Raw genomic sequence first — 24,094 nt, 5'->3', positions numbered from 1 at the left:
CCTCGGATGGTCGTCATGCGCCGATACTGACCTGTGGAACAGGATGTTGGCAAGTGCCTCCACAACGGATTCCGAAGTTTTCTCTCGACAACCCTTCCTGATTGCGAAGGTCTGTGTTTAGCATTCCGGCATGACCTCCCAGCCGCGCCAGCTCCGCAACTTCATCGGTGGCCAGTACGTCGACCCCGAGACCGACGCGACCACGGACATCGTCGATCCCTCGACCGCCCAGGTGGTCGCCAAGGCACCCGTCAGCTCGCAGTCCGACGTCGACCGGGCGTATGCCGCCGCCGCCAAGGCCTTCGAGACCTGGGGTGACACGACCCCGAGCGAACGGCAGTCCGCGCTGCTGAAGTTCGCCGACGCGATCGAGGCCCGCGCCGACGACTTCGTCCGTCTCGAGTCCGAGAACACCGGCAAGCCCCACGCGCTCACCGCGAGCGAGGAGATCCCGCCGATGCTCGACCAGCTGCGCTTCTTCGCCGGCGCCGCCCGGGTGCTCGAGGGCAAGTCGGCGGGGGAGTACATGAAGGGGCACACCTCCTTCGTGCGCCGCGAGCCGATCGGCGTCGTCGGCCAGGTGACCCCGTGGAACTACCCGATGATGATGGCGATGTGGAAGATCGCCCCGGCGCTGGCCGCCGGCAACACCATCGTCCTCAAGCCCTCCGACACCACGCCCGAGACCACGCTGCTGCTGGCCGAGCTCGCCTCGGAGTTCCTGCCCGAGGGCACCTTCAACGTCATCACGGGTGACCGCGAGACCGGACGCATGCTCGTCGAGCACCCCACCCCCGCGCTGGTCGCCATCACCGGCTCGGTGCGTGCCGGCATGCAGGTGGCGCAGAGCGCAGCGCGCGACCTCAAGCGCGTCCACCTCGAGCTCGGAGGCAAGGCCCCGGTCATCGTCTTCGACGACGCCGACCTCGAGGCCGCGGTCGAGGGGATCGCCGTGGGCGGCTACTTCAACGCCGGCCAGGACTGCACGGCGGCCACGCGAGTGCTCGCCGGGCCGCGCATCCACGACGACTTCGTCGCCGCGCTCGCCGACTACGCCAAGGGCTCGGCCAAGGTCGGTATGCCGGACGACCCCGACGCGCTCTTCGGCCCGGTCAACAACCCCAACCAGGTGGCGCACGTCTCGGGCATGATCGACCGGCTGCCCGACCACGCGCAGGTCGTCGCCGGTGGCCATCGTGCCGACGGGCTCGGCGAGGGCTACTTCTTCGAGCCGACCGTGCTCGCCGGGCTGCGCCAGGAGGACGAGCAGATCCAGAGCGAGATCTTCGGTCCCGTCATCACCGTGCAGCAGTTCACCGACGAGAACGAGGCGCTGGCCTGGGCCAACGGCGTGCAGTACGGCCTGGCCTCGTCCGTGTGGACCAGGGACTTCGGGCGCGCCATGCGGATGAGCCGCAAGCTCGACTTCGGCTGCGTCTGGATCAACACGCACATCCCGATCGTTGCCGAGATGCCGCACGGCGGCTTCAAGCACTCCGGCTACGGCAAGGACCTGTCGATGTACGGACTCGAGGACTACACGCGCATCAAGCACGTCATGGCCAACATCGAGTCCTGACAGGCCCCGCACCACCAGCACCACCGAACCACCAGCGCCACAGCAACTGAAGACGGAACGGCCGCACAGGGGCGGCACGACCATCCTGTGCGGCCGGACCGCGCCACCGCAAAGTCCGCGTCGACCACCTCGACCCTCCGTCCCCATCTCGCCCCTCAGGAGGACCCATGACGGACAGCCACGACAACCTCGCCTTCCGGGCAGCGCTTGCCCGAGGGATGGTGAGCAGACGCGGCGTCGTGCTCGGCCTCGGCGGCCTCGGCATGGCCGCGCTCGCGGGCTGCAGCGTCAAGGGCCGCAACCCCGGCGCCGGCTCCACCGCCGTCACGGCGCCGGTCGCGAAGGCCGCACCCGACCAGTCCGCCACCGAGAAGGTCGTCAACTGGAGCAACTGGCCCGAGTACATCGACGTCAACGACAAGACCCAGGCCCGCCCCTCCCTCGACGAGTTCAAGAAGCGCACCGGCATCACCGTCAACTACACCGAGGACTACAACGACAACGACGAGTTCTACGCCAAGGTGCGGCCGCTGCTGTCCGCCGGCAAGGACACCGGACGTGACGTGTGGTGCAGCACCGACTGGATGGTGGCTCGCCTCATCCGCCAGGGCTATGTCCAGAAGATCGACCTCGCCAACTTCCCCAACCACGCCAACATCGAGGACACCCTCGTCACGGTCGAGTTCGACCCGGGCCGCCTCTACTCGGTGCCGTGGCAGTCCGGCTTCGCAGGGATCGCCTACAACCCCAAGGCAACCGGCGGCAAGAAGATCGAGTCCGTCGACCAGCTCCTCACCGACCCTGCGCTCAAGGGCAAGGTGACGCTGCTGACCGAGATGCGCGACACCGTCGGACTCGTCATGCTCGCCATGGGCAAGAAGCTCGAGAGCTTCACCGAGGCCGACTTCATGGCCGCGATCGACGAGATCAAGAAGGCCAAGGACGCCGGCCAGATCAAGGGCTTCACCGGGAACGAGTACGGCAAGCCGCTCAGCTCCGGTGACACAGCGGCCTGCATCGCCTGGACGGGCGACGTCGTCCAGCTCCAGGCCGACAACCCCTCGCTCGGCTACGCGCTGCCGGCCACCGGCTGCACCCTGTGGTCCGACAACTTCGTCATCCCCGGGATGGCGAAGCACAAGAAGAACGCCGAGATGCTCATCAACTACTACTACGAGCCGCAGGTGATGGCGCAGGTGGTCGACTACGTCAACTACATCTCGCCCGTCCGTGGCACGAAGGCGATCCTCGCCAAGGAGGACCCGGCCGTGGCCAAGAACCCCCTCATCGTCCCGGACGAGAAGACCCTCTCCAAGGCACACGTCTTCCGCGGCCTGACGGCCGCGGAGGAGACCAAGTTCAACCAGGCGTTCTCCGAGCTGACGGCGGGCTGACCATGACGACCGAACCGACCACCAAGACCACGGACACGGTGACGAGCACCGGCAGGGCCACTTCGGCGGCGTCCGGCACCTCGTCAGCGCTGGCACCCGGCCAGACCATGACCCCCGACCTGCGCCTCCTCGGCGTCAGCAAGGAGTTCGAGGCTTTCACGGCCGTCCAGCCCATGGACCTGACCGTGCCCGGCGGCTCCTTCTTCGCCCTCCTCGGCCCCTCCGGGTGCGGCAAGACGACGACCCTGCGAATGATCGCCGGGCTCGACCAGCCCACGACGGGGCAGATCTTCATCGGGGATCGCGACATCACCGCGACGAAGGCCTACCAGCGCAACGTCAACACCGTCTTCCAGTCGTATGCCCTGTTCCCGCACATGACGGTCCTCGACAACGTCGCCTTCGGGCTGAAGCGCAGGCGCGACAAGGACGCCATGCGCAAGGCCAAGGAGGCGCTGGAGCTCGTCGAGCTTGCCGGCGTGGCCGAGAAGAAGCCGTCCCAGCTCTCCGGCGGCATGCAGCAGCGCGTCGCGCTCGCCCGTGCGCTCGTCAACCGCCCGGACGTGCTCCTGCTCGACGAGCCGCTCGGTGCCCTCGACCTCAAGCTGCGCCGGCAGATGCAGATCGAGCTCAAGCGCATCCAGCAGGAGGTGGGCCTGACGTTCATCCACGTGACCCACGACCAGGAGGAGGCCATGACGATGGCCGACTCCATCGCGGTCATGAACGCCGGGCGCATCGAGCAGCTCGCCGACCCGGCTGCACTCTACGAGCGCCCGACGTCCACGTTCGTGGCGAACTTCCTCGGCCAGTCGAACCTGCTGCTCGCCTCCGTCACGGGACCGGCGAGCGGGGGCCTGATGCCGGCGACCACACACGGCAACGAGGTCCACGTCGCCGCGGAGCACGTGCCGGACGGCATACGCGACGTGTGGGTCGGGGTGCGGCCGGAGAAGCTGCGCCTCGGCGACCAGGGCGCCAACCGCCTGCGCGGTCTGGTCACCGACGCCTCGTTCACCGGCGTGGCCACCCAGTACCTCATCCGGCTGCCCTGGGGCTTCGAGGTCATGCTCATCCAGCAGAACGACGGATCCACGCGGGCCGCGGTCGGCGAGACGGTGACGGTGTCGTGGGAGCCGGGCCAGGAGTTCGTCCTGGACCAGAACCAGGACCAGGCGGCCGGCGTCCAGATCGAGGAGGGCTGAGGGCCATGGCCGAGGCGACCGTCGACGCACCCAGCGGACCGGCTGAGCCGCTCCGTCCCGCCACCTCGCTCCCGGTGCACCAGCGGCCGCGGCGGCGTCGCGCCCGCCGCAGCTGGGTGCCCTACCTGCTGCTCGCACCGGGCCTGCTCTGGCTCATCGTCTTCTACATCGCGCCCATGGTCACGACGGCCTCGCTGTCGATGCAGGAGGGCAACGTCGACGAGGGCTACGAGTTCACCGGGAACATCGCGATCTTCGCCCAGGCCCTGAGCGCTTACTGGCCGCAGCTGCTGCGTTCGCTCCTCTACGCCGGCACGGCGACGCTGCTCGCGCTGGTGCTCGGCTACCCGCTGGCCTACTTCATCGCGAGCCGCCGGGGTCGGATGAAGAACATCCTGCTCGTGCTGGTCATCGCCCCGTTCTTCACGAGCTTCCTGATCCGCACGATGGCCTGGCAGACGTTCCTCTCGAGCGAGGGCGGCACGCTGACGACGATCCTCAACTGGTTGCACCTCGGGTTCCTCTACGACTGGTTCGGCAACCTCCTGCAGTGGGCGGGTGCCTCACCGAACGGGGAGATCCTCTACTCGCCCTTCGCCGTCGTCTGGGGCCTGACGTACAACTTCCTGCCGTTCATGATCCTGCCGCTCTACACCTCGCTCGACCGCCTCGACGGTCGGCTGCTCGAGGCCGCAGGCGACCTCTACGCGACGCCGCGCGAGACCTTCCGCCACGTCACGTGGCCGCTGTCGCTGCCGGGCGTCGTCTCAGGCACCCTGCTGACCTTCATCCCGGCCTCGGGTGACTTCATCAACTCGCGGCTGCTCGGCAACACCAACACCGTAATGATCGGCCAGGTCATCGACAGCCAGTTCCTGCGCGTCCTGGACTACCCGCTCGCCTCGGCGCTGTCGTTCATCCTGCTCATCATCATCCTCGTCCTCGTCATGATCTACGTGCGCCGTGCGGGCACCGAGGAGCTGGTCTGAGATGTCGCTGCTTCGCTGGTTCCGTCGTCACGCGCTCACGGCCGCAGCCATGTTCACGATGACGATCCTGCTGCTGCCCAACCTCATCGTGCTGATCTACTCGTTCAACAAGCCGAACGGCCGCTTCAACATCGAGTGGACCAAGTTCTCCCTGGACGCGTGGACCAACCCCTGTGGCACGCCGGGCATCTGCGACTCGCTCGGCCTCTCGCTCAACATCGGCATCACCGCCTCGATCGTGGCGACGGTGCTCGGGACCATGGTGGCCTTCGCCCTGGGCCGGCACCGGTTCCGGGGGCGTGCGGGCACCAACCTGCTCGTGTTCATGCCGATGGCGACGCCCGAGGTCGTCATGGGCGCGAGCCTGCTCGCGCTCTTCCTCAACATCGGGCTGTCGACGGGGCGCACCGCCATCCTCATCGCGCACATCATGTTCTGCGTGAGCTTCGTCGTGGTCGCCGTCAAGGCTCGGGTCGCGACTCTCGACCCGCGCCTCGAGGAGGCTGCCGCAGACCTCGGCGCGGGGCCGGTGTCGACGTTCATGCGGGTCACCCTGCCGCTCGCCGCCCCCGGGATCGCGGCCGGCGCGCTGCTCGCCTTCTCGCTCTCGTTCGACGACTACATCATCACGAACTTCAACGCGAGCCCCGACTCCGTGACGTTCCCGATGTACGTCTGGGGCGCCGCCCAGCGCGGGACGCCGGTGCAGATCAACGTCATCGGCACGGTGATGTTCCTCATCGCCCTCCTCGTGGTCGTCGGCGGCCAGCTGGTGGGCTCCCGTCGAGCCCGGCAGAGGGCCTGACGCCATGCGGGTCCTGATGGTCGGCTCCGGCGGGGTCGGTGACGCGGCGGCGCGCATCGCCGCCGAACGCGACTTCTTCGACCGGTGGGTCGTCGCCGACTACGACCGGGCACGCGCCGAGCGCACAGTCGCCGCCGTGGTCGAGCGCCACCCGGGCGAGGGCCGGTTCGTCGCCGCCCGGGTCGACGCGTCCGACCCCGGCGCCGTCGCGGCGCTCGCCCGCGAACACGAGGCGACGCACGTCTTCAACGCCGTCGACCCGAAGTTCACGATGCCCGTCTTCGACGGCGCGAGGGCCGCCGGCGCCGACTACCTCGACATGGCCATGAGCCTCTCGCATCCCCACCCGCAGGAGCCGTATGCCGTCACCGGCGTCAAGCTCGGCGACGAGCAGTTCGCGGTGGCGGGGGAGTGGGAGGCCGAGGGCCGGCTCGCGCTCGTCGGGATCGGCGTCGAGCCCGGGCTCTCCGACGTCTTCGCCAGGTATGCCGCCGACCACCTCTTCGACGAGATCGACGAGCTCGGCACCCGGGACGGGGCCAACCTCGTCGTCCACGACGAGCACGGCAACGAGATCTTCGCGCCGAGCTTCTCGATGTGGACGACCATCGAGGAGTGCCTCAACCCGCCGGTGGTGTGGGAGAAGGACCGGGGCTGGTTCACGACGGCGCCCTTCAGCGAGCCGGAGGTCTTCGACTTCCCTGCGGGCATCGGCCCCGTCGAGTGCGTCAACGTCGAGCACGAGGAGGTCCTCCTCATGCCGCGCTGGGTCGACGCGAAGCGCGTGACCTTCAAGTACGGCCTGGGTGACGAGTTCATCAACGTGCTCAAGGTGCTACACTCGCTCGGTCTCGACCGCACCGACCCGGTTCCCGTCAAGGGCGTGCAGGTCTCGCCGCGCGACGTCGTCGCCGCCGTGCTGCCCGACCCGGCCACCATCGGGCCGCGGATGACCGGCAAGACGTGCGCCGGCCTCTACGTCACGGGCACCGGCAAGGACGGCCGGCCGCGCCGGACCTACCTCTACCACGTCGTCGACAACGCCGACACGATGGCAGGCTACGGGGCCCAGTGCGTCGTCTGGCAGACGGCGGTCAACCCCGTGGTGGCCCTCGAGCTGCTCTCCCGCGGGACCTGGAAGGGGGCCGGAGTCCTCGGCCCGGAGGCGTTCGACGCGGTGCCCTTCCTCGACCTGCTCGCCGCTCCCAAGCCGGAGGGCTACGGCTCGCCGTGGGGTGTGGACGAACGCTGAGCGGCGGTTCACCCCACGAGGGCCCTGACGACGACCACGACCACAGGAATAGGGTTTCAGGCATGGCAACGGTGACGCAGGAATCAGTGCTCGAGTCGGTCCCGAAGGGACTTCTCATCGGAGGTCGGTGGCGTGATGCCAGCGGCGGCAAGACCCTCGCCGTCGACGACCCGGCCACCGGCGAGGTCCTCACGCACGTGGCGGACGCCAGCGTGGCCGACGGCAAGGCGGCGCTCGACGCGGCCGTCGCGGCGCAGGCGGACTGGGCGCGCACGGCACCGCGCGACCGCGCGGAGATCCTGCGGGCGGCATACGAGAAGATCACCGAGCGGGCCGACGAGTTCGCCATGCTCATGACGCTCGAGATGGGCAAGACGCTCGCGGAGTCGCGTGGCGAGGTCGCCTACGGCAGCGAGTTCTTCCGCTGGTTCTCCGAGGAGGCGGTGCGCATCGGCGGCCGCTACGCGACCTCGCCGAACGGCGCCACCCGCCTGGTGACGATGAAGCAGCCGGTGGGCCCGGTGCTGATGATCACGCCGTGGAACTTCCCGCTCGCCATGGGCACCCGCAAGATCGGCCCCGCGATCGCCGCCGGCTGCACGATGGTCGTCAAGCCGGCCAGCCAGACGCCCCTGACGATGCTCGCCCTCGCCCAGCTGCTCCAGGAGGTCGGCCTGCCCGACGGCGTCCTCAACGTCGTCACGACGAGCAGCACCGGGGAGGTCATGGAGCCGCTCATCCGCGACCCGCGCCTGCGCAAGCTCACGTTCACCGGCTCCACACCGGTCGGCCGCATGCTCATGGAGCAGGCCTCCGAGCAGATCCTGCGGGTCTCGATGGAGCTCGGCGGCAACGCCCCCTTCCTCGTCTTCGGCGACGCCGACGTCGACAAGGCCGTCACCGGCGCGATGCTCGCCAAGATGCGCAACATGGGCGAGGCCTGCACGGCCGCCAACCGCTTCTACGTCCACGAGTCCATCGCCGAGGAGTTCTCCGCCGAGCTCGGCAAGCGGATGGGCGCGCTCACCCTCGGTCGCGGCACCGAGGACGGCGTCGACGTGGGACCGCTCGTCGACAAGAAGTCGCGCGACAAGGTCTCCGCGCTCGTCGAGGACGCCGTCGAGAAGGGCGCCCGGGTCCTCGTCGGCGGTGCGGCCCGCGAAGGCGCGGGCTGGTTCTACGAGCCGACCGTGCTCACCGACGTGCCGGCCGACGCCGCCCTCACCCGCGAGGAGATCTTCGGTCCTGTGGCGCCGGTGTCCACGTTCACGACGGACGAGGAAGCGGTCGAGATGGCCAACGACACCGAGTACGGCCTCGTCGCCTACGTCTTCACCAACGACCTCACCCGTGCCATCACGGTGTCCGAGGCCCTCGAGTTCGGCATGGTGGGCGTCAACCAGGGGATCGTCTCCAACCCGGCCGCCCCGTTCGGCGGCGTCAAGGCCTCCGGTGTCGGGCGTGAAGGCGGCTTCGAGGGGATCGAGGAGTACCTCGAGACCAAGTACGTCGGAATCGCCCTCTGACGTCGCTCGCGGGAGGGCCTGCGGACGCTGCGCGCTGACGTCCGCGGGCGCATTTCGGACATTGCGGGAACCGCCCCCGAGGCCGGGTCTGCCTGTGGTGCAATCGGGGCATGTCGACACCAGCCGGTCATCACGGACGTGGGCCCCTGCGGCCCCTCGCCGCCCTGCTCAGCGAGACCGACGAGGTCCTGAGACGCGGCACGCCGGCCGGGGCGCGGGTCTGGTCGACCGGCTTCCCGGCCCTCGACACGGTGCTCACCGGAGGTCTGCGCTCCGGTGAGCTCGTCCTCCTCGGCGGCCCCGCGGGCCAGGGCAAGACGACCCTCGGGATGCAGCTCGCGCGCAACGCCGTCGCCGCCGGCGGCACCGCGGTCGTCTTCTCCTACGAGCACGAGAGCCACACGCTGCTCGAGCGGCTCATCTCCATGGAGGCCGCGGAGCTCGACCCGGGCAGCGAGGTGGCCGGGGTCATCGACGTGCGGCGTGCGCTCGAGACGGCCGACCGCGGCGAGTCCCTCGAGTCGGTGCTCGGTGCCCTCCGCGGTGGGGCCTCGGCCCTGGCCGCCCTCGCCGGCTACGGCGACCGGCTCCAGGTCCACGCGTCCTCCGGCGTCACCACGACCCTCGAGCAGGTTCGCGACGGCGTCTCCCGGGTGACCGAGGCGACCGGCCAGCCGCCGCTCGTGCTGCTCGACTACATCCAGAAGGTCCCCGTCGACCGGCCGGGGGAGGACGAGCGCGTCGCTGCGGCAGCCGCAGGGTTCAAGGACCTCGCCCTGTCCGCCGGCGTGCCCGTCGTCGCGATCTCGGTCGCCGACAAGGACGCCCTCAGCGCCGGCCGCCGCCTGCGCGCCAAGGACCTGCGTGGGGCGTCCGCGCTCGCCTTCGAGGCCGATGTCGTCCTCATCGTCAACGACAAGGTCGACATCGTCTCCCGCGAGCACCTCCTCTACAACCTCGGCAACATCGAGCGCTTCCGCCAGTGGTCGGTCTTCAGCCTCGAGAAGAACCGCCACGGCAAGGCGGGCGTCGAGCTCGAGTTCGCCAAGGACTTCGAGCACGGCCGCTTCCACCGGGAGGGCCAGCAGGTCAGCGAGCGCCTCATCGACCACCGCGTCTTCGTCTCCTGACCGACCGAGGACGTATGCCGTCCGCGCGCACGCAGACCGAGTGCCGTCGTGCGCGGGGTGGCGTGACGGCATACGCGCGCCTCGCCCAGGGGCGAGCCGGTGGGCGAACCGGTCCCGATGTCGGTGGCCGGCGCTAGCGTCGGAGCATGCTCGAGACACCCGACGAGACAGCGGCCCTGCAGGCGCTCCTCGACGCGTCGCACGCGCGGGCGACCAGCCACCTGCGCGGCATCATCAACGGCGAGCGCACCCTCACCGCCGAGCAGCTCGTCGCGCTCCTGACCGGCATGAAGGTGCTCTCGGTCGCCACCGTCACCGCCTCCGGCGAGCCGCGCATCAGCGCCCTCGACGGCCACTTCCTGCACGGCACCTGGACCTTCGGCACCTCGGGCACCTCGGCCAAGGCCAGGCACCTCGAGCGCCGCCCCGCCGTGAGCGTCGCGCACATCGACGGCGAGGAGCTGGCGCTCTTCACCCACGGCTACGCCGAGCTGCTCGAGCCGGGTCCCCAGCTCGACGAGGTCGACGCCCACTGGACCGCCCACTACGGCAGCAGCCCTCTCTCCTGGGGCGACGACATCCGGATGTACCGCCTGCGCATGACCTGGGCCGTCGCCTACGCCTTCAAACGGGACGAGCTGCTGCGCGCGAGGGGCGTGACGACGTAACCGCCGCCGCTGCGGAAGAATGCCTGGGGTGACTGACACCTCGGCGCGACCCCGGCGCATCGTCCTGCTCGGCTCCACCGGCTCCATCGGCACCCAGGCGATCGACCTCGTCCACCGCAACCGTGACCGCTTCGAGGTCGTCGGGCTCTCCGCCGGGTCCAACCTCGAGCTGCTCGCCGAGCAGGCCGTCGCCCTGCGCGTGCCCGTGATCGCGGCAGCGAGCGCGACGCAGGAGAGCCTGGCCGAAGCGGTGGCCCGCGCGGCCGACGCAGCCGGCGTGACGGCATACGACCCCGAGCTGCTCGGGGGCCCCGAGGCGAGCACGACGCTCGCCGCCCGCGACGCCGACGTCGTCGTCAACGGGATCACCGGTGCGATCGGGCTCGAGCCGACGCTCGCCGCGCTGCGCGCCGGGACGATGCTCGCCCTGGCCAACAAGGAGTCGCTCATCATCGGCGGCCCGCTCGTCAAGGCGCTGGCGGCGCCCGGGCAGATCGTCCCGGTCGACTCCGAGCACAGTGCCATCGCCCAGTGCCTGCGGGGCGGCCGGGCCGGTGAGGTGCGCCGTCTCGTGGTGACCGCGAGCGGGGGACCGTTCCGCGGGCGCAGCCGTGCAGAGCTGGCCGACGTGACACCGCAGCAGGCCCTCGCGCACCCCAACTTCTCCATGGGCCGGGTCATCACGACCAACTCCGCGACGCTCGTCAACAAGGGGCTCGAGGTCATCGAGGCGCACCTGCTCTTCGACATCCCGTTCGCGCGGATCGACGTCGTCGTGCACCCCCAGCAGATGATCCACTCGATGGTGGAGTTCGTCGACGGCTCCACCATCGCCCAGGCCGGCCCGCCAAGGATGCTCGTGCCCATCGCGCTCGGCCTGAGCTGGCCCGAGCGGATCGCCGACGCCGACGTGCCCGTCGACTGGACCAAGGCGCAGTCGTGGGACTTCGAGCCACTCGATGACGACGCGTTCCCGGCCGTCGCGCTCGCCCGCCGGGTGGGCGAGGCCGGCGGCACCTGGCCGGCCGTCTACAACGCGGCCAACGAGATCGCCGTCGACGCCTTCCACGAGGGCCGCATCGGCTTCGTCGACATCGTGGACACCGTGGCCAAGGTCGTCGACGCGTATGCCGCCGAGCCGGCCTCCCGGGTCAGTGACCTCACCCTGGACGACGTGCTGTCCGCCGACGCCTGGGCGCGCGCCGCCGCCGAGCGCAGCATCCCCGCCTGACCTCTCCAACCGGTCGCCTAGGCGCATCGAAGGCGGGATCACAGGGAGTGGATGTGACAATGAAGGGGTGCTGTTCTTCCTAGGGGTCCTGATCGTCGTCGTCGGCGTGGCGCTCAGCATCGCGCTGCACGAGATCGGCCACCTCGTGCCGGCCAAGAAGTTCGGCGTCAAGGTCACCCAGTACATGGTCGGCTTCGGTCCGACGGTCTGGTCGCGCCGGCGCGGCGAGACCGAGTACGGCATCAAGGCCATCCCGCTCGGCGGCTACGTCCGGATGATCGGCATGCTGCCGCCGCGCCCCGGCGACAAGCCGGGTGAGCTGCGCACGCTCTCGACCGGCCGGTTCAGCCAGATGGTCGACCAGGCGCGGGCCGACTCGATGGAGGAGGTCAAGCCCGGCGACGAGGACCGGGTGTTCTACAAGCTGAGCCCCGGCAAGAAGGTCGTCATCATGCTGGGCGGGCCGATCATGAACCTGCTCATCGCCACCGTCCTGCTGACCGGCGTCATCACGCTCTACGGCCTGCCGCAGGTGGCTCCGAAGGTGGGCCTGCTCTCCCCGTGCGTGCCGACGACCGCCCCGACGCTGCAGGTGCCCCAGCCGCAGTGCAGGCCCGGAGACCCCGTCGCGCCCGCCAAGGTCGCCGGGCTGCAGGAGCGCGACCGGATCCTGTCGGTGGACGGCAAGCCGATCAACAGCTGGGACCAGGTCACGGCCGCGATCCGCGAGAGCAAGGGCAAGCCCATGACCTGGGTCGTCCAGCGCGGCGACAAGCGGGTCAGCGTCTCCATCACGCCCGCCGTCATCGCCCGGGCCACCTACGACACCAAGGGCAGCCCGGTCGCCAGCAACGGCAAGCCCGTCCTCGCCTCCGTGGGTTTCGCCGGCATCACGCCCGGTCAGGAGCTGGTCAGGACGCCGATCACGCAGGCACCCGGCTTCGTCTGGGCCCGCGTCGTCGACACCGCAGCCATCATCGTCAACATCCCGCAGAAGATGGCCGGGGTCTTCCAGGCGGCCTTCGGCCCGCAGGAGCGTGACCCCAACGGGCCCATCTCCGTGGTCGGTGTCGGCCGCATCGGCGGTGAGGTGGCCGCGCTCGACATCCCGGCGGACGAGGGCGGCAACTGGGTCAAGCTCGCCCAGCTGGTCCTACTCATCGCCTCGCTCAACCTGGCGCTCTTCGTGTTCAACCTGGTGCCGCTGCTGCCGCTCGACGGCGGGCACGTGGCGGGTGCCATCTGGGAGGCCGTGAAGAAGGGCTGGGCGCGGCTGCGCCACCGGCCCGACCCTGGCTTCGTCGACGTCGCGAAGGGCCTGCCGATCGCCTACGGCATGTCGCTCGTGCTGATCACCATGTCGGTGCTGCTCATCTACGCCGACATCGTCAAGCCGATCAAGCTCTTCGGCTGAGCCGCTCCGACGGCACCCCCGGGGGACCGGGCGACCTCCAGGCGCCTCCACGGGCCGCCGGAGGCACCACGTGGAGTCGCGAGCAATAATGGCGGGCATGAGTGTCTCCCTCGGTATGCCGTCCGCGCCCCCGCCGGTCCTCGCGCCCCGGCGCCAGACCCGCCAGATCAAGGTCGGCAAGGTCGGGGTCGGAAGCGACTTCCCGGTGTCGGTGCAGTCGATGACGACGACGCCCACGACCGACGTCAACGCGACGCTCCAGCAGATCGCCGAGCTCACCGCAGCCGGCTGCGACATCGTGCGCGTGGCGTGCCCGAGCCAGGACGACGCCGAGGCGCTGCCCGCCATCGCGCGCAAGAGCCAGATCCCGGTCATCGCCGACATCCACTTCCAGCCGAAGTACGTCTTCGCGGCCATCGACGCCGGCTGCGCGGGCGTGCGGGTCAACCCCGGCAACATCCGGCAGTTCGACGACCAGGTCAAGGAGATCGCCCGGGCGGCCAAGGACGCCGGCGTCTCGATCCGGATCGGCGTCAACGCCGGCAGCCTCGACAAGCGGATCCTCGCGAAGTACGGCAAGGCGACGCCCGAGGCACTCGTCGAGTCCGCCGTGTGGGAGGCGAGCCTCTTCGAGGAGCACGACTTCCACGACTTCAAGATCTCGGTGAAGCACAACGACCCCGTCGTCATGGTGCGGGCCTACGAGCTGCTCGCCGAGCGCGGCGACTGGCCGCTGCACCTCGGCGTCACCGAGGCCGGACCCGCCTTCCAGGGCACCATCAAGTCCGCCACGGCCTTCGGCGCGCTGCTCTCCCGCGGCATCGGCGACACGATCCGCGTCTCCCTGTCGGCCCCTCCCGTCGAGGAGGTCAAGGTCGGCATCCAGATCCTGCAGAGCCTCAACCTGCGACCTCGCAAGCTCGAGATCGTCTCGTGCCCCTCCTGCGGCCGCGCCCAGGTCGACGTCTACACGCTCGCCGAGCAGGTCACTGCAGGTCTCGAGGGCATGAGCGTGCCGCTGCGGGTCGCCGTCATGGGCTGCGTCGTCAACGGCCCGGGCGAGGCGCGCGAGGCCGACCTCGGCGTCGCCTCCGGCAACGGCAAGGGCCAGATCTTCGTCAAGGGCGAGGTCATCAAGACCGTGCCCGAGGCCCAGATCGTCGAGACCCTCATCGAGGAGGCCATGCGCCTGGCCGAGGAGATGGGCGAGCCGGTCGACGAGGAGTCGGCCGGGGCCCCGAGCGTCACCGTCGGCTGATCTCGGCAGCACGTGCTGGTCGTCGCTCGCTGAGTCTTGTCGGTGGTGTCGCCGATGATGCTGGACCGGGCATCAGACCCAGTAGGACCCAGGGCTCACGGCACCTCGCCCAGGGGCCGAGCGGGGTCGAACGGGGTCAGGTCGGTGCTCCGCGCGTGCCCGGCCACGATGAGCTCGGCCAGGGCCTCGCCGGTCGCCGGGGCCTCGAGCATGCCCCAGACGCTGTGGCCGGTGGCGACGTAGGCACCGTCGACGCCGGGCACCCGGCCGATCAGCGGCAACCCGTCCTGGGTGACCGGCCGATGGCAGGCCTGCCGGACCAGGATGCGGTTCCGGTCGAAGGCCGGTGACAGCCGGGCGCACAGCGCCTCGAGCCGGCTGATCGCCACCGGGTCCGGGGTGACTTCGCCGGGGTCGGTCGGCAGGGGAGCCCGATCGGAGAACGCGGTGACGTAGGTCGTCCCGTCCGCACGGGGGAACACCTCGGGCGTCAGCACGGCCCCGGTGTCCTCCTGGTACTCCAGGAAGAGGGCGTCCGGTGATACGGCCGTGCCGGTGTCGAAGAGCAGGCTGTGGCCTCGGTCGGGGACGACGCCGGGCAGCGGCAGCCACGCTGCCGCACGGGCCGTCCACGGCCCCATCGCGACGACGACGGCGTCGGCGGGGACGGGCGCGCCGTCGACCTCGGCACCCGTGGCCCGCGAGCCGTCGCGGACCACGCCGGTGACCCGGCCGAGCCGCAGCCGGGCGCCCCGGCGGCGCGCCGCGCCCAGCATGGCCTCGGTGAACCGGGCCGGATGGATCACCGCAGTGTCCTCGGGCGTGCCCAGCCGGCCGCTGACGACCACGGCATCGCTGAGCCAGTCCAGCGTGATCGGACCGCGGCCGGGCGCGGCCCGCCCCGCCGCGACGTAGCCTGCGTACGCGGTCACGCCGTGGAACGCCCAGTCGGCGTCGACCTCGTCCGGGAGCCGGGCGTGCAGCTCGAAGCTGCGGCGGGTGAGCGCCTCCAGCGGGGTGCCGGCGTTCCAGTCCCGGGCGAGGAACGCCCCCGAGCGGCCGGACGCCGCGCAGGCGACGCCGGTCTGCTCGACGACGGTCACCTCGACCCCGCCGAGGGTCAGGAAGTAGGCCGTGCAGGCGCCGATGACCCCGCCGCCGCAGACCACCACCCGCATCGGTGGCCGGTCAGTCCGCGATCCGCCGGGCCACAGCGTCCCGGCCCAGCAGGCCGGCGCCGACCACCAGCTCCTCCAGCGCCGCGGTCCAGCTGTCCCAGTACGCCCGCTCGGGCCGGTCGGCGATCGCGTCCACGAGGCAGCGGCGGAACGGGGCCCAGTCGCCGTCGAAGCGGCTCTCCACCACCCCCGCGGCCAGGCCGAAGACCCGGCCCTGCCAGGGCGCGTCGAAGGCCAGCTCGCCGTTGCGGCGCGGCGGGGCCGCCTTCCCGTCCAGGTCGAACCTCACAGGACCGCCACCCCGACCATCGAGTCCCGGGTCACCAGTGCGGCCAGCTCTGCCTCGGACAGGCCGTCGGTGCCGGGGGGCCGCTCCGGCAGCACGAGGTACCGGATCTCGGCGGAGCTGTCCCACACCTGGATCTCGACGGACTCGTGGAGCGGGCAGCCCATCTCGGCGAGCAGGGTCCGCGGCTCGCGCACCATGCGGGCGCGGTACGGCGGGTCCTTGTACCAGTTCGGCGGCAGCCCGAGCACCGCCCACGGGTAGCAGGAGCACAGCGTGCACACGACGACGTGATGCACCTCGGGGCCGTTCGCCACGACGGTGAGGTGCTCGATCTCCGGCCCCTGGATCCCGAGCTCGTGCACCGCCCGCGTGCCGTTCGCGAGCAGGCGCTCCCGGTAGGCCGGGTCCACCCAGGCCCGCGCGACCACGCGGGCGCCGTGCATCGGGCTGAGCTGGGTCTCGTACGCCTGCTGCACCGCGTCGATGTACTCGGGGCTGACCAGCCCCTGCTCGGCGAGCAGCTCCTCCAGCGCGGCGGCGCGGCGTTCGACCGGCGCCGGCGGCGTGCCGTGGTGGTGGTTGGTGGTCATGGGTGCCTCCCCGGTGGTCGTGGTGAGTCGCCGGTTGCTACGGCGTCTCCAAGTAGCTGTCCCAGAGGTCGGCGTTCAGCCGGACGCTGGTCTGCCGGTCGCCCCAGACCTCACCGGCGTCGAACCGGACCGTGTAGACGGTCTCCCGCACCCGCCGCGGGGCGTGGACCTCCACGTCGGGGAGGCTCACCGTGCCGTGGCGCCGCAGCACCGTGCCGACGTGCCCCCGCAGGTACCCGGGGCAGCGGGTGTGGCCCAGTGGATGCCACTGCCGGACCCGGACACGGTCGCCGGCGGTGAACCGCGCCGCGCCGGTTCCCGGGTTCTCGACCCCGTGGACCCGGGGCGGGTGGGCGAGCGGGAAGGGGCCACCCGCCCGCTCCTCCAGCTGCTCGCGGGTGAGTAACCCCGTCTCCACCGCGGTCGTCGCCGCGGCGGTGAGCCAGTGCTCGTAGTACGGGGAGCCGAGGTAGTGCACCGGGTCCATGCGCTCCACGGCGTACCGGAAGGAGGACAACGTGTAGTTCCGGGCCCGCGCCGACGCCGCGGAGACCAGCACCATCGCGGCGGCCTCCCAGCGGGCTCGGAAGACCGGCTCCCGGGGGTCGACGAGGACTGCGCCGAAGTCCATTCGGCCGCCCAGGTCGTGGGCACCGTCCACGGACCCCAGTCTACCGCTCGCGAGGCGGGGGCCCCGGCCGCGGATGGTGCTGGTCGCGCGGGCCTGAACGCGTTGCACCGAGTCCGCCCTCCGTACACGCCCTCGAGACGCACCATGAGCCGCCCCTGACGGAGAGCATCAAGGCGCGCCGAGGTGACACCCGGCCCGCGGGCAGGCAGTCTGGGGAGGTGCTCCGCCAACGAATACCCGTGCGGCCTATCTCGGCGGCCGACCACGACGCCGCGCTCGCCGTCTGCGCGCGCGACCGGGTGGCCAACGCCTTCGTCGCGGCGCGCATCGTCGAGGGGTCCCTGCGTGCGTCGCCGGGGGCGCTGCTCGGCCACTGGTCCGAGGGCCGGCTCCGGGGCCTTGCGTGGGTCAGTGCCAACGTCGTCCCGGTCGAGCTCGACGACGAGGGCGTGACGGCCGTGGCCTCGCGCATCATCCGCATGCGGCGCCAGTGCGCCTCGATCTTCGGACCGAGCGAGCAGGTCGCCGGTCTCTGGGAGCGCCTCGGCCCGACGTGGGGGCCGGCCCGGGCCGTCCGCGGCCACCAGCCGCTCCTGACCACCACCACCCGACCGTCCTCCCTGGGGCTCGCGCTCGACCCGGACGTCCGTCCGGCGCGCATCGACGAGGTCGACCTCGTGCTTCCCGCCGCCGCGCACATGTTCACCGAGGAGATCGGCTACCCACCGTACTTCGGCTCCGACCGTGGCTACCGGGCGAGCATCGCCGCGCTGATCCGGGCCGGTCACACCTTCGTCAAGGTGCTGGACGGCGAGGTGGTGTTCAAGGCCGACGTGGGCTCCCTGGCGCTGGGCTGCGCGCAGGTGCAGGGGGTGTGGCTGCACCCGGAGCTGCGCGGACAGGGCCTGTCCGTGCCCGCGATGGCGAGCGTCGTCGAGCAGGTGCTCACGAGCATGGCCGACGAGGTGTCGCTCTACGTCAACGACTACAACGACGCGGCACGGGGCACCTACGACCGGTGCGGCTTCCACGAGGTCGGCTCGTTCACCACGGTGCTGCTGTGAGACCGCGCCGTCCCCAGGTGCGCGTGCAGACCGCGACGAAGGCTCCGCTGGGCAAGGACGCGGCGGCCCTCGCCGGGCTCTTCGTCGTCTCCGGGAGCCTGCACTTCATCAGGCCACGGGTCTTCGAGTCGATCGTCCCTCAGCAGCTGCCAGCCCACCGAACGCTGGTGTATGCGTCGGGCGCGGCCGAGCTGGCCTGCGCGGCGGGGCTGTTCGTCCCTCGCACGCGGCGTGTGGCCGGGCTCGCCTCTGCCGCCCTGCTCGTCGCCGTCTTCCCGGCGAACGTCGTCATGGCGACGGGTGCCAAGCGGCGGCTCGACCGTCGTCCGGGTGACACGCGCAGGCGCCGCTACCTCGCCGCAACCCTCCTGCGGCTCCCTCTGCAGGGGCCGATGATCCGGACGGCGTTGCGGGCCGGGGGAGTCATCGCTCGAAGGTGATGCGGATGCTGTCACCGACCCGGCGGTAGCCCAGCGCCGAGTAGATGGCGTTGGAGGTCCGGTTGGCCAGGTCGGTGTAGAGCATGCACGCCTCACCGGCGTCCATCCGCGCCGAGCTGAGCGCTGCGACCACGGCGCTGGCGTAGCCGTGTCCGCGCAGCTCCGGCGGGGTCCACACGCCCGAGACCCGCGTGACGCCCCCGCTCGCGACGGAGGCGTACGCCATCGAGACCGGCCGACCGGCGTCCTCCCACAGGCCCACGCGTCCGTCGGCGAGGTGCTGCGTCAGCAGCGGTGCTGCGCGACCGGCGCCCTCGACCACCTCGAGGAACTGCTGGTGCCACTCGTCGAGGAGCGCGGCGTCCTCCTCGGTGGCGAGCCGGAACCGGCCGCAGACCTCGAAGGGGAGGCGGGGGCGGGTCGGAAGGTCGTACCGTGCCTGTTCCATCGCCACCGTCGCAGTCGCGCCGGTGCGGACCACCCACTCGGCTGCGAACGCCTCTGCCGGCTCCCGCTCGCCCCCGACGCCCGGCAGGTCGTCACCCCTGTCCGCGAGCAGGGCGGCGAGGTCGCGTGCCTCGTCGCACGTGGCCAGCGCGATGTGGAGCGGGTGCGGCGGCGTGTGCATGAAGGCGGCCACCGCCTCGCCCGAGGGCGCGGCGCCGGCCCACCAGCGCGGGCCCTCGAAGCGAGACGGGTCGGCCATGAGTGACGCGGTGACGCTGGCGACGACGCTCAGGGCCTCCGGCTCGCGCTCGACGAGGCCGGCGAGACGGGCTCGCGCCTCCGCGGGGTCGGTCAGGAGCGTGAACGTCGTGGCGGCGGGCGGCATACGGCAACTCTGGCAAACGGGACACCGTCGCGGCGAGCCGTTATCGGCGGCGGCTCCGCTCACGCGGGACGGCGTCGCCCAGCGGCGCCGGAGCGCTGCGGCGCCGCCGAGCGCAACCGGCGCCGCTGAGCCGGGGAGCCGCCGGCGCCGGTCAGACGCGGGCGAGCACCTCGGCGTGGGTCATCGCGAACCACGCGTCGGGGTGTCGCGACCACGTCCGCCAGGCGGCGCTGATCTCCTGGAGCTCCTCGGGCGACGCGAGCCCGAGCTCGAGCGCCTGCGTGGCGAAGGTCGACTCGAGTGCCCGCCGTGCCCACACACCGCCCCACCAGGCGCACTGCTCCGGCGTCGCGTACGTCCACAGCGACGCCGAGGGCGTCAGCCGGTCCAGCCCGGCGGCGTGCGCCCACGCGACGAGGTGGCGCCCGGCGTCGGGCTCGGCGTGGTTGAGGCGCGCCAGCCGGCGGTAGAGGTCGAGCCAGCGCGTCATGCCCTCGGTCGCGGGGTGCCAGACCATCGAGGCGTAGTCGACGTCGCGCACGGCGACGAGGCCGCCGGGACGCGCCACCCGAGCCATCTCCCGGAGGGCGCCGATGGGGTCGGCGAGGTGCTGGAGCACCTGGTGGGCGTGCACGACGTCGAAGGACGCGGCGGCATACGGCAGCGCCATGACGTCGGCAGGCTCGAACCGCGTGCGAGAGTCACCTCGCTCGGCGGCCTTGCGACGGGCTGCGGCGAGCGGACCCTCGACGTTCTCGACCCCGACGACCTGGCCCGACGGACCCACCGCCTCGGCGAGGTCCAGGGTGATCGTGCCCGGCCCGCACCCCACGTCGAGGACCCTCAGGCCGTCGTGGAGGTGGGGGAGCAGGTAGGCCGCGGAGTCCGCGGCCGTGCGCGCGCCGTGCGCGGCGAGCACGCTTGCGTGGTGCCCGTGCAGGTAGACGTCCGCCATGCCGGGACCGTACGCCGGCGACCGGCTCCCGCGTCCCGGCGTCCGCCGTGCGACCCGTCCGGACACCGCGGGCACACACCTCGCGAGCGAGCCCAAGGACCCCGATATCCTTCCGAGGTTGCGCAACACCGCCAGCAACGCGCTCGACCCGACAGCCCTACGAGGAGTCCCGGTGGCCCTGAACATGTCGTCCCTGTTCCTGCGAACCCTTCGCGAGGACCCGGCGGACGCAGAGGTCCCGAGCCACCGGCTCCTCGTCCGCGCCGGCTACGTCCGCCGCGTCAGCCCCGGCGTCTACACGTGGCTGCCGCTGGGCCTGCGGGTGCTGCGCAACGTCGAGCGGATCGTCCGCGAGGAGATGGACGCGATCGGCGCCCAGGAGCTGCTCTTCCCCGCGCTGCTGCCAAGGGAGCCCTTCGAGGCGACCGGCCGCTGGACCGAGTACGGCGACAACATCTTCCGCCTGCAGGACCGCAAGGGCGCCGATCACCTGCTCGGGCCGACGCACGAGGAGATGTTCACCCTCGCGGTCAAGGACCTCTTCAGCTCCTACAAGGACCTGCCGCTGTCGATCTACCAGATCCAGACGAAGTTCCGCGACGAGGCGCGTCCGCGCGCCGGCGTGCTCCGCGGACGCGAGTTCGTCATGAAGGACAGCTACTCCTTCGACGTCGACGCCGCCGGGCTCGACAAGAGCTACCAGCTCCACCGCGAGGCCTACGTCCGCATCTTCGACCGGCTCGGTTTCCACTACGTCATCGTCGAGGCGATGGCCGGCGCCATGGGAGGCAGCAAGAGCGAGGAGTTCCTCGCCACCGCCGAGGTCGGCGAGGACACCTACGTGCACTGCACGAGCTGCGGGTATGCCGCCAACGTCGAGGCCGTGCGCGTGCCGGCTCCCAGCCCGGTCGGCTGGGACGGCGTCCCGGCCGCGCACGCCGAGGACACCCCCGACACCCCGACCATCGAGACGCTCGTCGCGCACCTCAACGAGCGGTTCCCCCGCGAGGACCGGCCGTGGGCAGCCGGCGACACCCTCAAGAACGTCCTCGTGACGCTCGTCAACCCGGACGGCACTCGCGAGCCGCTCGCGATCGGCGTGCCGGGTGACCGCGAGGTCGACGAGAAGCGCCTCGGCGCGCAGGTCGAGCCGGCCGAGGTCGAGGCCTTCACCGAGGCCGACTTCGCCGCCAACCCGGCGCTCGTCAAGGGCTACATCGGTCCCGGCGCGCTCGGCCTCGAGGGCACCTCGGGCATCCGCTACCTGCTCGACCCGCGCGTCGCCGAGGGCACCCGGTGGGTCACCGGCGCCAACGTCGCCGGCCAGCACGTCATCGACCTCGTCGCCGGCCGCGACTTCACCGCCGACGGCACCATCGAGGCCGCCGAGGTCCGGCCCGGCGACTCGTGCCCGAACTGCGACCACACGCTCTCCGCCGCCCGCGGCATCGAGATGGGCCACGTCTTCCAGCTCGGCACGAAGTACGCCGAGGCGCTCGACCTCAAGGTGCTCGACCAGAACGGCAAGCTCGTCACCGTCGTCATGGGCTCCTACGGCGTCGGGGTGTCACGTGCCGTCGCGTGCGTCGTCGAGGGCAACCACGACGAGGCGGGCATCGTCTGGCCGCGCGAGCTCGCGCCGGCCGACGTGCACATCGTCGCCGCCGGCAAGGACGACGCCCTCTTCGTCAAGGCCGAGGAGATCGCCCGCGAGCTCGAGGCGCAGGGCCTGAAGGTCCTCGTCGACGACCGCAAGGGCGTGAGCCCCGGCGTGAAGTTCAAGGACTCCGAGCTGATCGGCATCCCGACGATCCTCGTCATCGGGCGCGGCCTCGCGGGCGGCACGGTCGAGATCAAGGACCGGCGCAGCGGCGAGCGCCGAGAGGTCGCCGTCGACGACGCCGTGGCGGCGCTCACCGCCGAGGTCACCGCCGAGGTCGAGCGCTCGTGATCGCAGCAGGCCGACCCGTCCAGGCGGTGATCTTCGACTGGGGAGGCACCCTCACCCCGTGGCACGAGGTGGACGTGCCGCAGCAGTGGCGCGTCTACGCGCGCACGGTGCACGGGTTGGCCGTCGACGACCCGAACATGCCCCTGGACGAGCTCGCGGAGGCCGACTCGCTCGCCCTGCGCATCCACGAGGCGGAGGACCGGGCGTGGCGCAGGGGCCGCGAGAGCCACCAGAGCGCCTCGCTCGCCGCCATCCTGGCCGAGGCGGGCGTCGACCCCGAGCACGACCGGCACCACCTCGCGCTCGCGGCATACCAACGTTTCTGGGAGCCCCACACCCACACCGACCCGCAGGTGCGTCCTCTCTGGGAGACCTTGCAGCGCATGGACATCCGCGTCGGGGTGCTGTCCAACACGATCTGGAGCCGCGCCTACCACCGTGAGGTGTTCGCGCGCGACGGGGTCCTCGAGCTGCTCGACGCCGACGTCTACTCGTCCGAGATCCACGTCGTGAAGCCGCACCCGGATGCCTTCCGCCTGGCCTGCGAAGCCGTGGGCGTGGCGCCCGAGCACAGCGTCTACGTCGGCGACCGCCTCTTCGAGGACATCCACGGGCCACACCAGGTCGGGATGCGCGCCGTCCTCGTGCCGCACTCCGACATCCCGGCGGCCCAGCGCATGCCGGTCGATGCCGCCCCGGACGCGGTCGCCCACCAGCTGCTCGACGTCGTGGACATCGTCGCCCGGTGGAACGACCGCACCGACGGCTCCGACCCCTACGGCGCCGGGGCGTGAGCGACCCGACCCTGACCACCCTCGCCTTCCTGGCGGCGGCAGCATTCGTCGCCGGCTGGATCGACGCCGTCGTCGGCGGGGGAGGCCTCGTGCAGCTGCCGGCGCTGCTCGTCGGGCTGCCGGGGGCATCGCCGGCGCAGCTCCTCGCGACGAACAAGTTCGGCTCCATCTTCGGCACTGCCACGAGCTCGGTCACCTTCTACCGACGCGTGCGCCCCGACCTGCGCACGGCCATGCCGATGGCGGTGGTGGCCTATGTCGGGTCGATCGGGGGAGCCCTCGTCGGGCTGCACATCCCGAAGTCGGCGTTCAACCCGATCATCCTCGTGCTGCTCGTGCTCGTCGGGGGCTACACGCTCTTCAAGCCGGACCTCGGCAAGGAGTCCATCCGGCGGTTCCACGGAGCCCGGCACACCGTGCTCGCGATGCTGACCGGCTTCGTCATCGGCGGCTACGACGGAGCCCTCGGCCCGGGCACCGGCAGCTTCCTCGTCTTCACGCTCGTGGGGTTGCTCGGCTACAACTTCCTCGAGGCGAGCGCCAAGGCGAAGATCGCGAACTTCGCCACCAACCTCGGCGCACTCACGGTCTTCGCGCCGATGGGCCTGGTCATCGTCAAGGTCGGCCTCGTCATCGCCGGCGCCAACCTCCTCGGCGGCTACGTCGGCGCACGGACCGCCGTGGCGCGCGGGAGCGGCTTCGTCCGCGGCTTCTTCGTCGCCATCGTCAGCGCCTTCATCGTCAAGATCGGCGGTAGCCTGCTCGGGTGGTGGCCGTAGGCCGCCCACATCGCACACGTCCTCGCGACGTCGCCCGAAAAGATGAAGGGGCGGTTGGGGCGGGGTGCCGTGGGCACGGGTGGGCCACAGCTCGGTGCGGCGGCCCTTGGTGCCGCCCGCTGTCGACCCTGAAGGAGATG

General features: G+C 71.2%; 23 protein-coding genes. 17 read left to right on the top strand and 6 right to left on the bottom strand.

The window, feature by feature from the left end; genetic code table 11:
* Nucleotides 1-130 precede the first annotated feature (130 nt).
* The 12 genes from LQK93_RS01835 (at nucleotide 131) to ispG (ending at nucleotide 14,451) form a co-directional block, all read left to right on the top strand.
* Nucleotides 131-1,579, top strand: coding sequence for a gamma-aminobutyraldehyde dehydrogenase (locus tag LQK93_RS01835; RefSeq protein ID WP_374969880.1), 1,449 nt, complete (start codon nucleotides 131-133; stop codon nucleotides 1,577-1,579).
* Nucleotides 1,580-1,746: 167 nt separating this feature from the next.
* Nucleotides 1,747-2,973, top strand: coding sequence for a spermidine/putrescine ABC transporter substrate-binding protein (locus LQK93_RS01830; RefSeq protein WP_374969879.1), 1,227 nt, complete (start codon nucleotides 1,747-1,749; stop codon nucleotides 2,971-2,973).
* 2 nt (nucleotides 2,974-2,975) lie between these two features.
* Nucleotides 2,976-4,178: an ABC transporter ATP-binding protein gene (locus LQK93_RS01825; protein WP_374969878.1), complete on the top strand. Its 1,203-nt coding sequence runs from the start codon at nucleotides 2,976-2,978 to the stop codon at nucleotides 4,176-4,178.
* 5 nt (nucleotides 4,179-4,183) lie between these two features.
* A complete protein-coding gene (locus tag LQK93_RS01820) occupies nucleotides 4,184-5,167 on the top strand; it encodes an ABC transporter permease (protein ID WP_374969877.1) in 984 nt (327 codons plus the stop codon).
* A 1-nt stretch (nucleotide 5,168) separates the two neighbouring features.
* Complete coding sequence (locus tag LQK93_RS01815) at nucleotides 5,169-5,972, top strand: ABC transporter permease (RefSeq protein ID WP_374969876.1); 804 nt, start codon at nucleotides 5,169-5,171, stop codon at nucleotides 5,970-5,972.
* A gap of 4 nt (nucleotides 5,973-5,976) precedes the next feature.
* Nucleotides 5,977-7,224 (top strand): saccharopine dehydrogenase family protein, encoded by a 1,248-nt coding sequence (locus LQK93_RS01810; RefSeq protein ID WP_374969875.1) that lies wholly within the window; start codon nucleotides 5,977-5,979, stop codon nucleotides 7,222-7,224.
* Between the two features lie 62 nt (nucleotides 7,225-7,286).
* A complete protein-coding gene (locus LQK93_RS01805; protein WP_374969874.1) occupies nucleotides 7,287-8,750 on the top strand; it encodes an NAD-dependent succinate-semialdehyde dehydrogenase in 1,464 nt (487 codons plus the stop codon).
* A gap of 110 nt (nucleotides 8,751-8,860) precedes the next feature.
* On the top strand, nucleotides 8,861-9,880 hold the full coding sequence (locus LQK93_RS01800; RefSeq protein WP_374969873.1) for a DnaB-like helicase C-terminal domain-containing protein: 1,020 nt from the start codon (nucleotides 8,861-8,863) through the stop codon (nucleotides 9,878-9,880).
* Nucleotides 9,881-10,026: 146 nt separating this feature from the next.
* The gene (locus LQK93_RS01795; protein ID WP_374969872.1) at nucleotides 10,027-10,548 is read left to right on the top strand and encodes a pyridoxamine 5'-phosphate oxidase family protein; all 522 of its coding nucleotides are present in this window, start codon (nucleotides 10,027-10,029) and stop codon (nucleotides 10,546-10,548) included.
* A gap of 19 nt (nucleotides 10,549-10,567) precedes the next feature.
* The gene (gene dxr, locus LQK93_RS01790) at nucleotides 10,568-11,779 is read left to right on the top strand and encodes a 1-deoxy-D-xylulose-5-phosphate reductoisomerase (protein WP_374969871.1); all 1,212 of its coding nucleotides are present in this window, start codon (nucleotides 10,568-10,570) and stop codon (nucleotides 11,777-11,779) included.
* A 67-nt stretch (nucleotides 11,780-11,846) separates the two neighbouring features.
* Nucleotides 11,847-13,193: an RIP metalloprotease gene (locus LQK93_RS01785; RefSeq protein WP_374969870.1), complete on the top strand. Its 1,347-nt coding sequence runs from the start codon at nucleotides 11,847-11,849 to the stop codon at nucleotides 13,191-13,193.
* 97 nt (nucleotides 13,194-13,290) lie between these two features.
* Nucleotides 13,291-14,451 carry a flavodoxin-dependent (E)-4-hydroxy-3-methylbut-2-enyl-diphosphate synthase gene (ispG, locus tag LQK93_RS01780; protein WP_374969869.1) on the top strand — a complete coding sequence of 387 codons (1,161 nt, stop codon included), beginning with the start codon at nucleotides 13,291-13,293 and terminating at the stop codon, nucleotides 14,449-14,451.
* Between the two features lie 95 nt (nucleotides 14,452-14,546).
* Here the strand turns inward: ispG and LQK93_RS01775 are convergent, their stop codons facing one another.
* The 4 genes from LQK93_RS01775 to nthB are packed head-to-tail and all read right to left on the bottom strand — an operon-like array spanning nucleotide 14,547 to nucleotide 17,169.
* On the bottom strand, nucleotides 14,547-15,629 hold the full coding sequence (locus tag LQK93_RS01775) for an NAD(P)/FAD-dependent oxidoreductase (protein WP_374969868.1): 1,083 nt from the start codon (nucleotides 15,627-15,629) through the stop codon (nucleotides 14,547-14,549).
* Nucleotides 15,630-15,639: 10 nt separating this feature from the next.
* A complete protein-coding gene (locus LQK93_RS01770; protein WP_374969867.1) occupies nucleotides 15,640-15,918 on the bottom strand; it encodes a hypothetical protein in 279 nt (92 codons plus the stop codon).
* Entirely contained in the window at nucleotides 15,915-16,508 is a 594-nt protein-coding gene (gene nthA / locus LQK93_RS01765) for a nitrile hydratase subunit alpha (protein WP_374969866.1), read from the bottom strand. Before nthA ends, LQK93_RS01770 begins: the two co-directional genes overlap by 4 nt.
* 37 nt (nucleotides 16,509-16,545) lie before the next feature.
* Nucleotides 16,546-17,169 (bottom strand): nitrile hydratase subunit beta, encoded by a 624-nt coding sequence (gene nthB, locus LQK93_RS01760; RefSeq protein ID WP_374969865.1) that lies wholly within the window; start codon nucleotides 17,167-17,169, stop codon nucleotides 16,546-16,548.
* Nucleotides 17,170-17,378: 209 nt separating this feature from the next.
* Between nthB and LQK93_RS01755 the strand changes: the two genes are divergently transcribed.
* Together LQK93_RS01755 and LQK93_RS01750 are read left to right on the top strand one after the other, a co-directional pair.
* Nucleotides 17,379-18,203, top strand: coding sequence for a GNAT family N-acetyltransferase (locus LQK93_RS01755; protein WP_374969864.1), 825 nt, complete (start codon nucleotides 17,379-17,381; stop codon nucleotides 18,201-18,203).
* A complete protein-coding gene (locus tag LQK93_RS01750) occupies nucleotides 18,200-18,643 on the top strand; it encodes a MauE/DoxX family redox-associated membrane protein (protein ID WP_374969863.1) in 444 nt (147 codons plus the stop codon). The genes LQK93_RS01755 and LQK93_RS01750 overlap by 4 nt, the downstream gene beginning before the upstream one ends.
* Here LQK93_RS01750 and LQK93_RS01745 read toward each other — a convergent pair.
* Nucleotides 18,627-19,475, bottom strand: coding sequence for a GNAT family N-acetyltransferase (locus LQK93_RS01745; protein ID WP_374969862.1), 849 nt, complete (start codon nucleotides 19,473-19,475; stop codon nucleotides 18,627-18,629). The genes LQK93_RS01750 and LQK93_RS01745 overlap by 17 nt on opposite strands.
* A 151-nt stretch (nucleotides 19,476-19,626) precedes the next feature.
* Entirely contained in the window at nucleotides 19,627-20,430 is an 804-nt protein-coding gene (locus LQK93_RS01740) for a methyltransferase domain-containing protein (RefSeq protein WP_374969861.1), read from the bottom strand.
* 172 nt (nucleotides 20,431-20,602) lie between these two features.
* Between LQK93_RS01740 and LQK93_RS01735 the strand changes: the two genes are divergently transcribed.
* From LQK93_RS01735 to LQK93_RS01725, 3 genes are read left to right on the top strand one after another with little or no spacing between them, the layout of a single operon-like run.
* The gene (locus tag LQK93_RS01735; RefSeq protein ID WP_374971431.1) at nucleotides 20,603-22,381 is read left to right on the top strand and encodes a proline--tRNA ligase; all 1,779 of its coding nucleotides are present in this window, start codon (nucleotides 20,603-20,605) and stop codon (nucleotides 22,379-22,381) included.
* Complete coding sequence (locus LQK93_RS01730; RefSeq protein WP_374969860.1) at nucleotides 22,378-23,175, top strand: HAD family hydrolase; 798 nt, start codon at nucleotides 22,378-22,380, stop codon at nucleotides 23,173-23,175. The genes LQK93_RS01735 and LQK93_RS01730 overlap by 4 nt, the downstream gene beginning before the upstream one ends.
* A complete protein-coding gene (locus tag LQK93_RS01725) occupies nucleotides 23,172-23,954 on the top strand; it encodes a TSUP family transporter (protein ID WP_374969859.1) in 783 nt (260 codons plus the stop codon). Before LQK93_RS01730 ends, LQK93_RS01725 begins: the two co-directional genes overlap by 4 nt.
* The last annotated feature ends 140 nt before the right edge of the window (nucleotides 23,955-24,094 follow it).

This window comes from Terrabacter sp. BE26 (genome assembly GCF_041941675.1).
In the GTDB taxonomy this organism is placed as follows: Bacteria; Actinomycetota; Actinomycetes; order Actinomycetales; family Dermatophilaceae; genus Terrabacter.
The sequence above is the reverse complement of the archived record's forward strand: the minus strand, read 5'-3'. Positions and strand labels throughout refer to the sequence as shown.

Coding starts and splice junctions, on each gene's coding strand:
- LQK93_RS01740 (WP_374969861.1), bottom strand. CDS start 20,430: ATGGCGGACGTCTACCTGCACGGGCACCACGCAAGCGTGCTCGCCGCG.
- LQK93_RS01825 (WP_374969878.1), top strand. CDS start 2,976: ATGACGACCGAACCGACCACCAAGACCACGGACACGGTGACGAGCACC.
- LQK93_RS01805 (WP_374969874.1), top strand. CDS start 7,287: ATGGCAACGGTGACGCAGGAATCAGTGCTCGAGTCGGTCCCGAAGGGA.
- LQK93_RS01800 (WP_374969873.1), top strand. CDS start 8,861: ATGTCGACACCAGCCGGTCATCACGGACGTGGGCCCCTGCGGCCCCTC.
- LQK93_RS01820 (WP_374969877.1), top strand. CDS start 4,184: ATGGCCGAGGCGACCGTCGACGCACCCAGCGGACCGGCTGAGCCGCTC.
- dxr (WP_374969871.1), top strand. CDS start 10,568: ATGCCTGGGGTGACTGACACCTCGGCGCGACCCCGGCGCATCGTCCTG.
- ispG (WP_374969869.1), top strand. CDS start 13,291: ATGAGTGTCTCCCTCGGTATGCCGTCCGCGCCCCCGCCGGTCCTCGCG.
- LQK93_RS01775 (WP_374969868.1), bottom strand. CDS start 15,629: ATGCGGGTGGTGGTCTGCGGCGGCGGGGTCATCGGCGCCTGCACGGCC.
- LQK93_RS01810 (WP_374969875.1), top strand. CDS start 5,977: ATGCGGGTCCTGATGGTCGGCTCCGGCGGGGTCGGTGACGCGGCGGCG.
- LQK93_RS01795 (WP_374969872.1), top strand. CDS start 10,027: ATGCTCGAGACACCCGACGAGACAGCGGCCCTGCAGGCGCTCCTCGAC.
- LQK93_RS01830 (WP_374969879.1), top strand. CDS start 1,747: ATGACGGACAGCCACGACAACCTCGCCTTCCGGGCAGCGCTTGCCCGA.
- LQK93_RS01815 (WP_374969876.1), top strand. CDS start 5,169: ATGTCGCTGCTTCGCTGGTTCCGTCGTCACGCGCTCACGGCCGCAGCC.
- nthA (WP_374969866.1), bottom strand. CDS start 16,508: ATGACCACCAACCACCACCACGGCACGCCGCCGGCGCCGGTCGAACGC.
- LQK93_RS01835 (WP_374969880.1), top strand. CDS start 131: ATGACCTCCCAGCCGCGCCAGCTCCGCAACTTCATCGGTGGCCAGTAC.
- LQK93_RS01745 (WP_374969862.1), bottom strand. CDS start 19,475: ATGCCGCCCGCCGCCACGACGTTCACGCTCCTGACCGACCCCGCGGAG.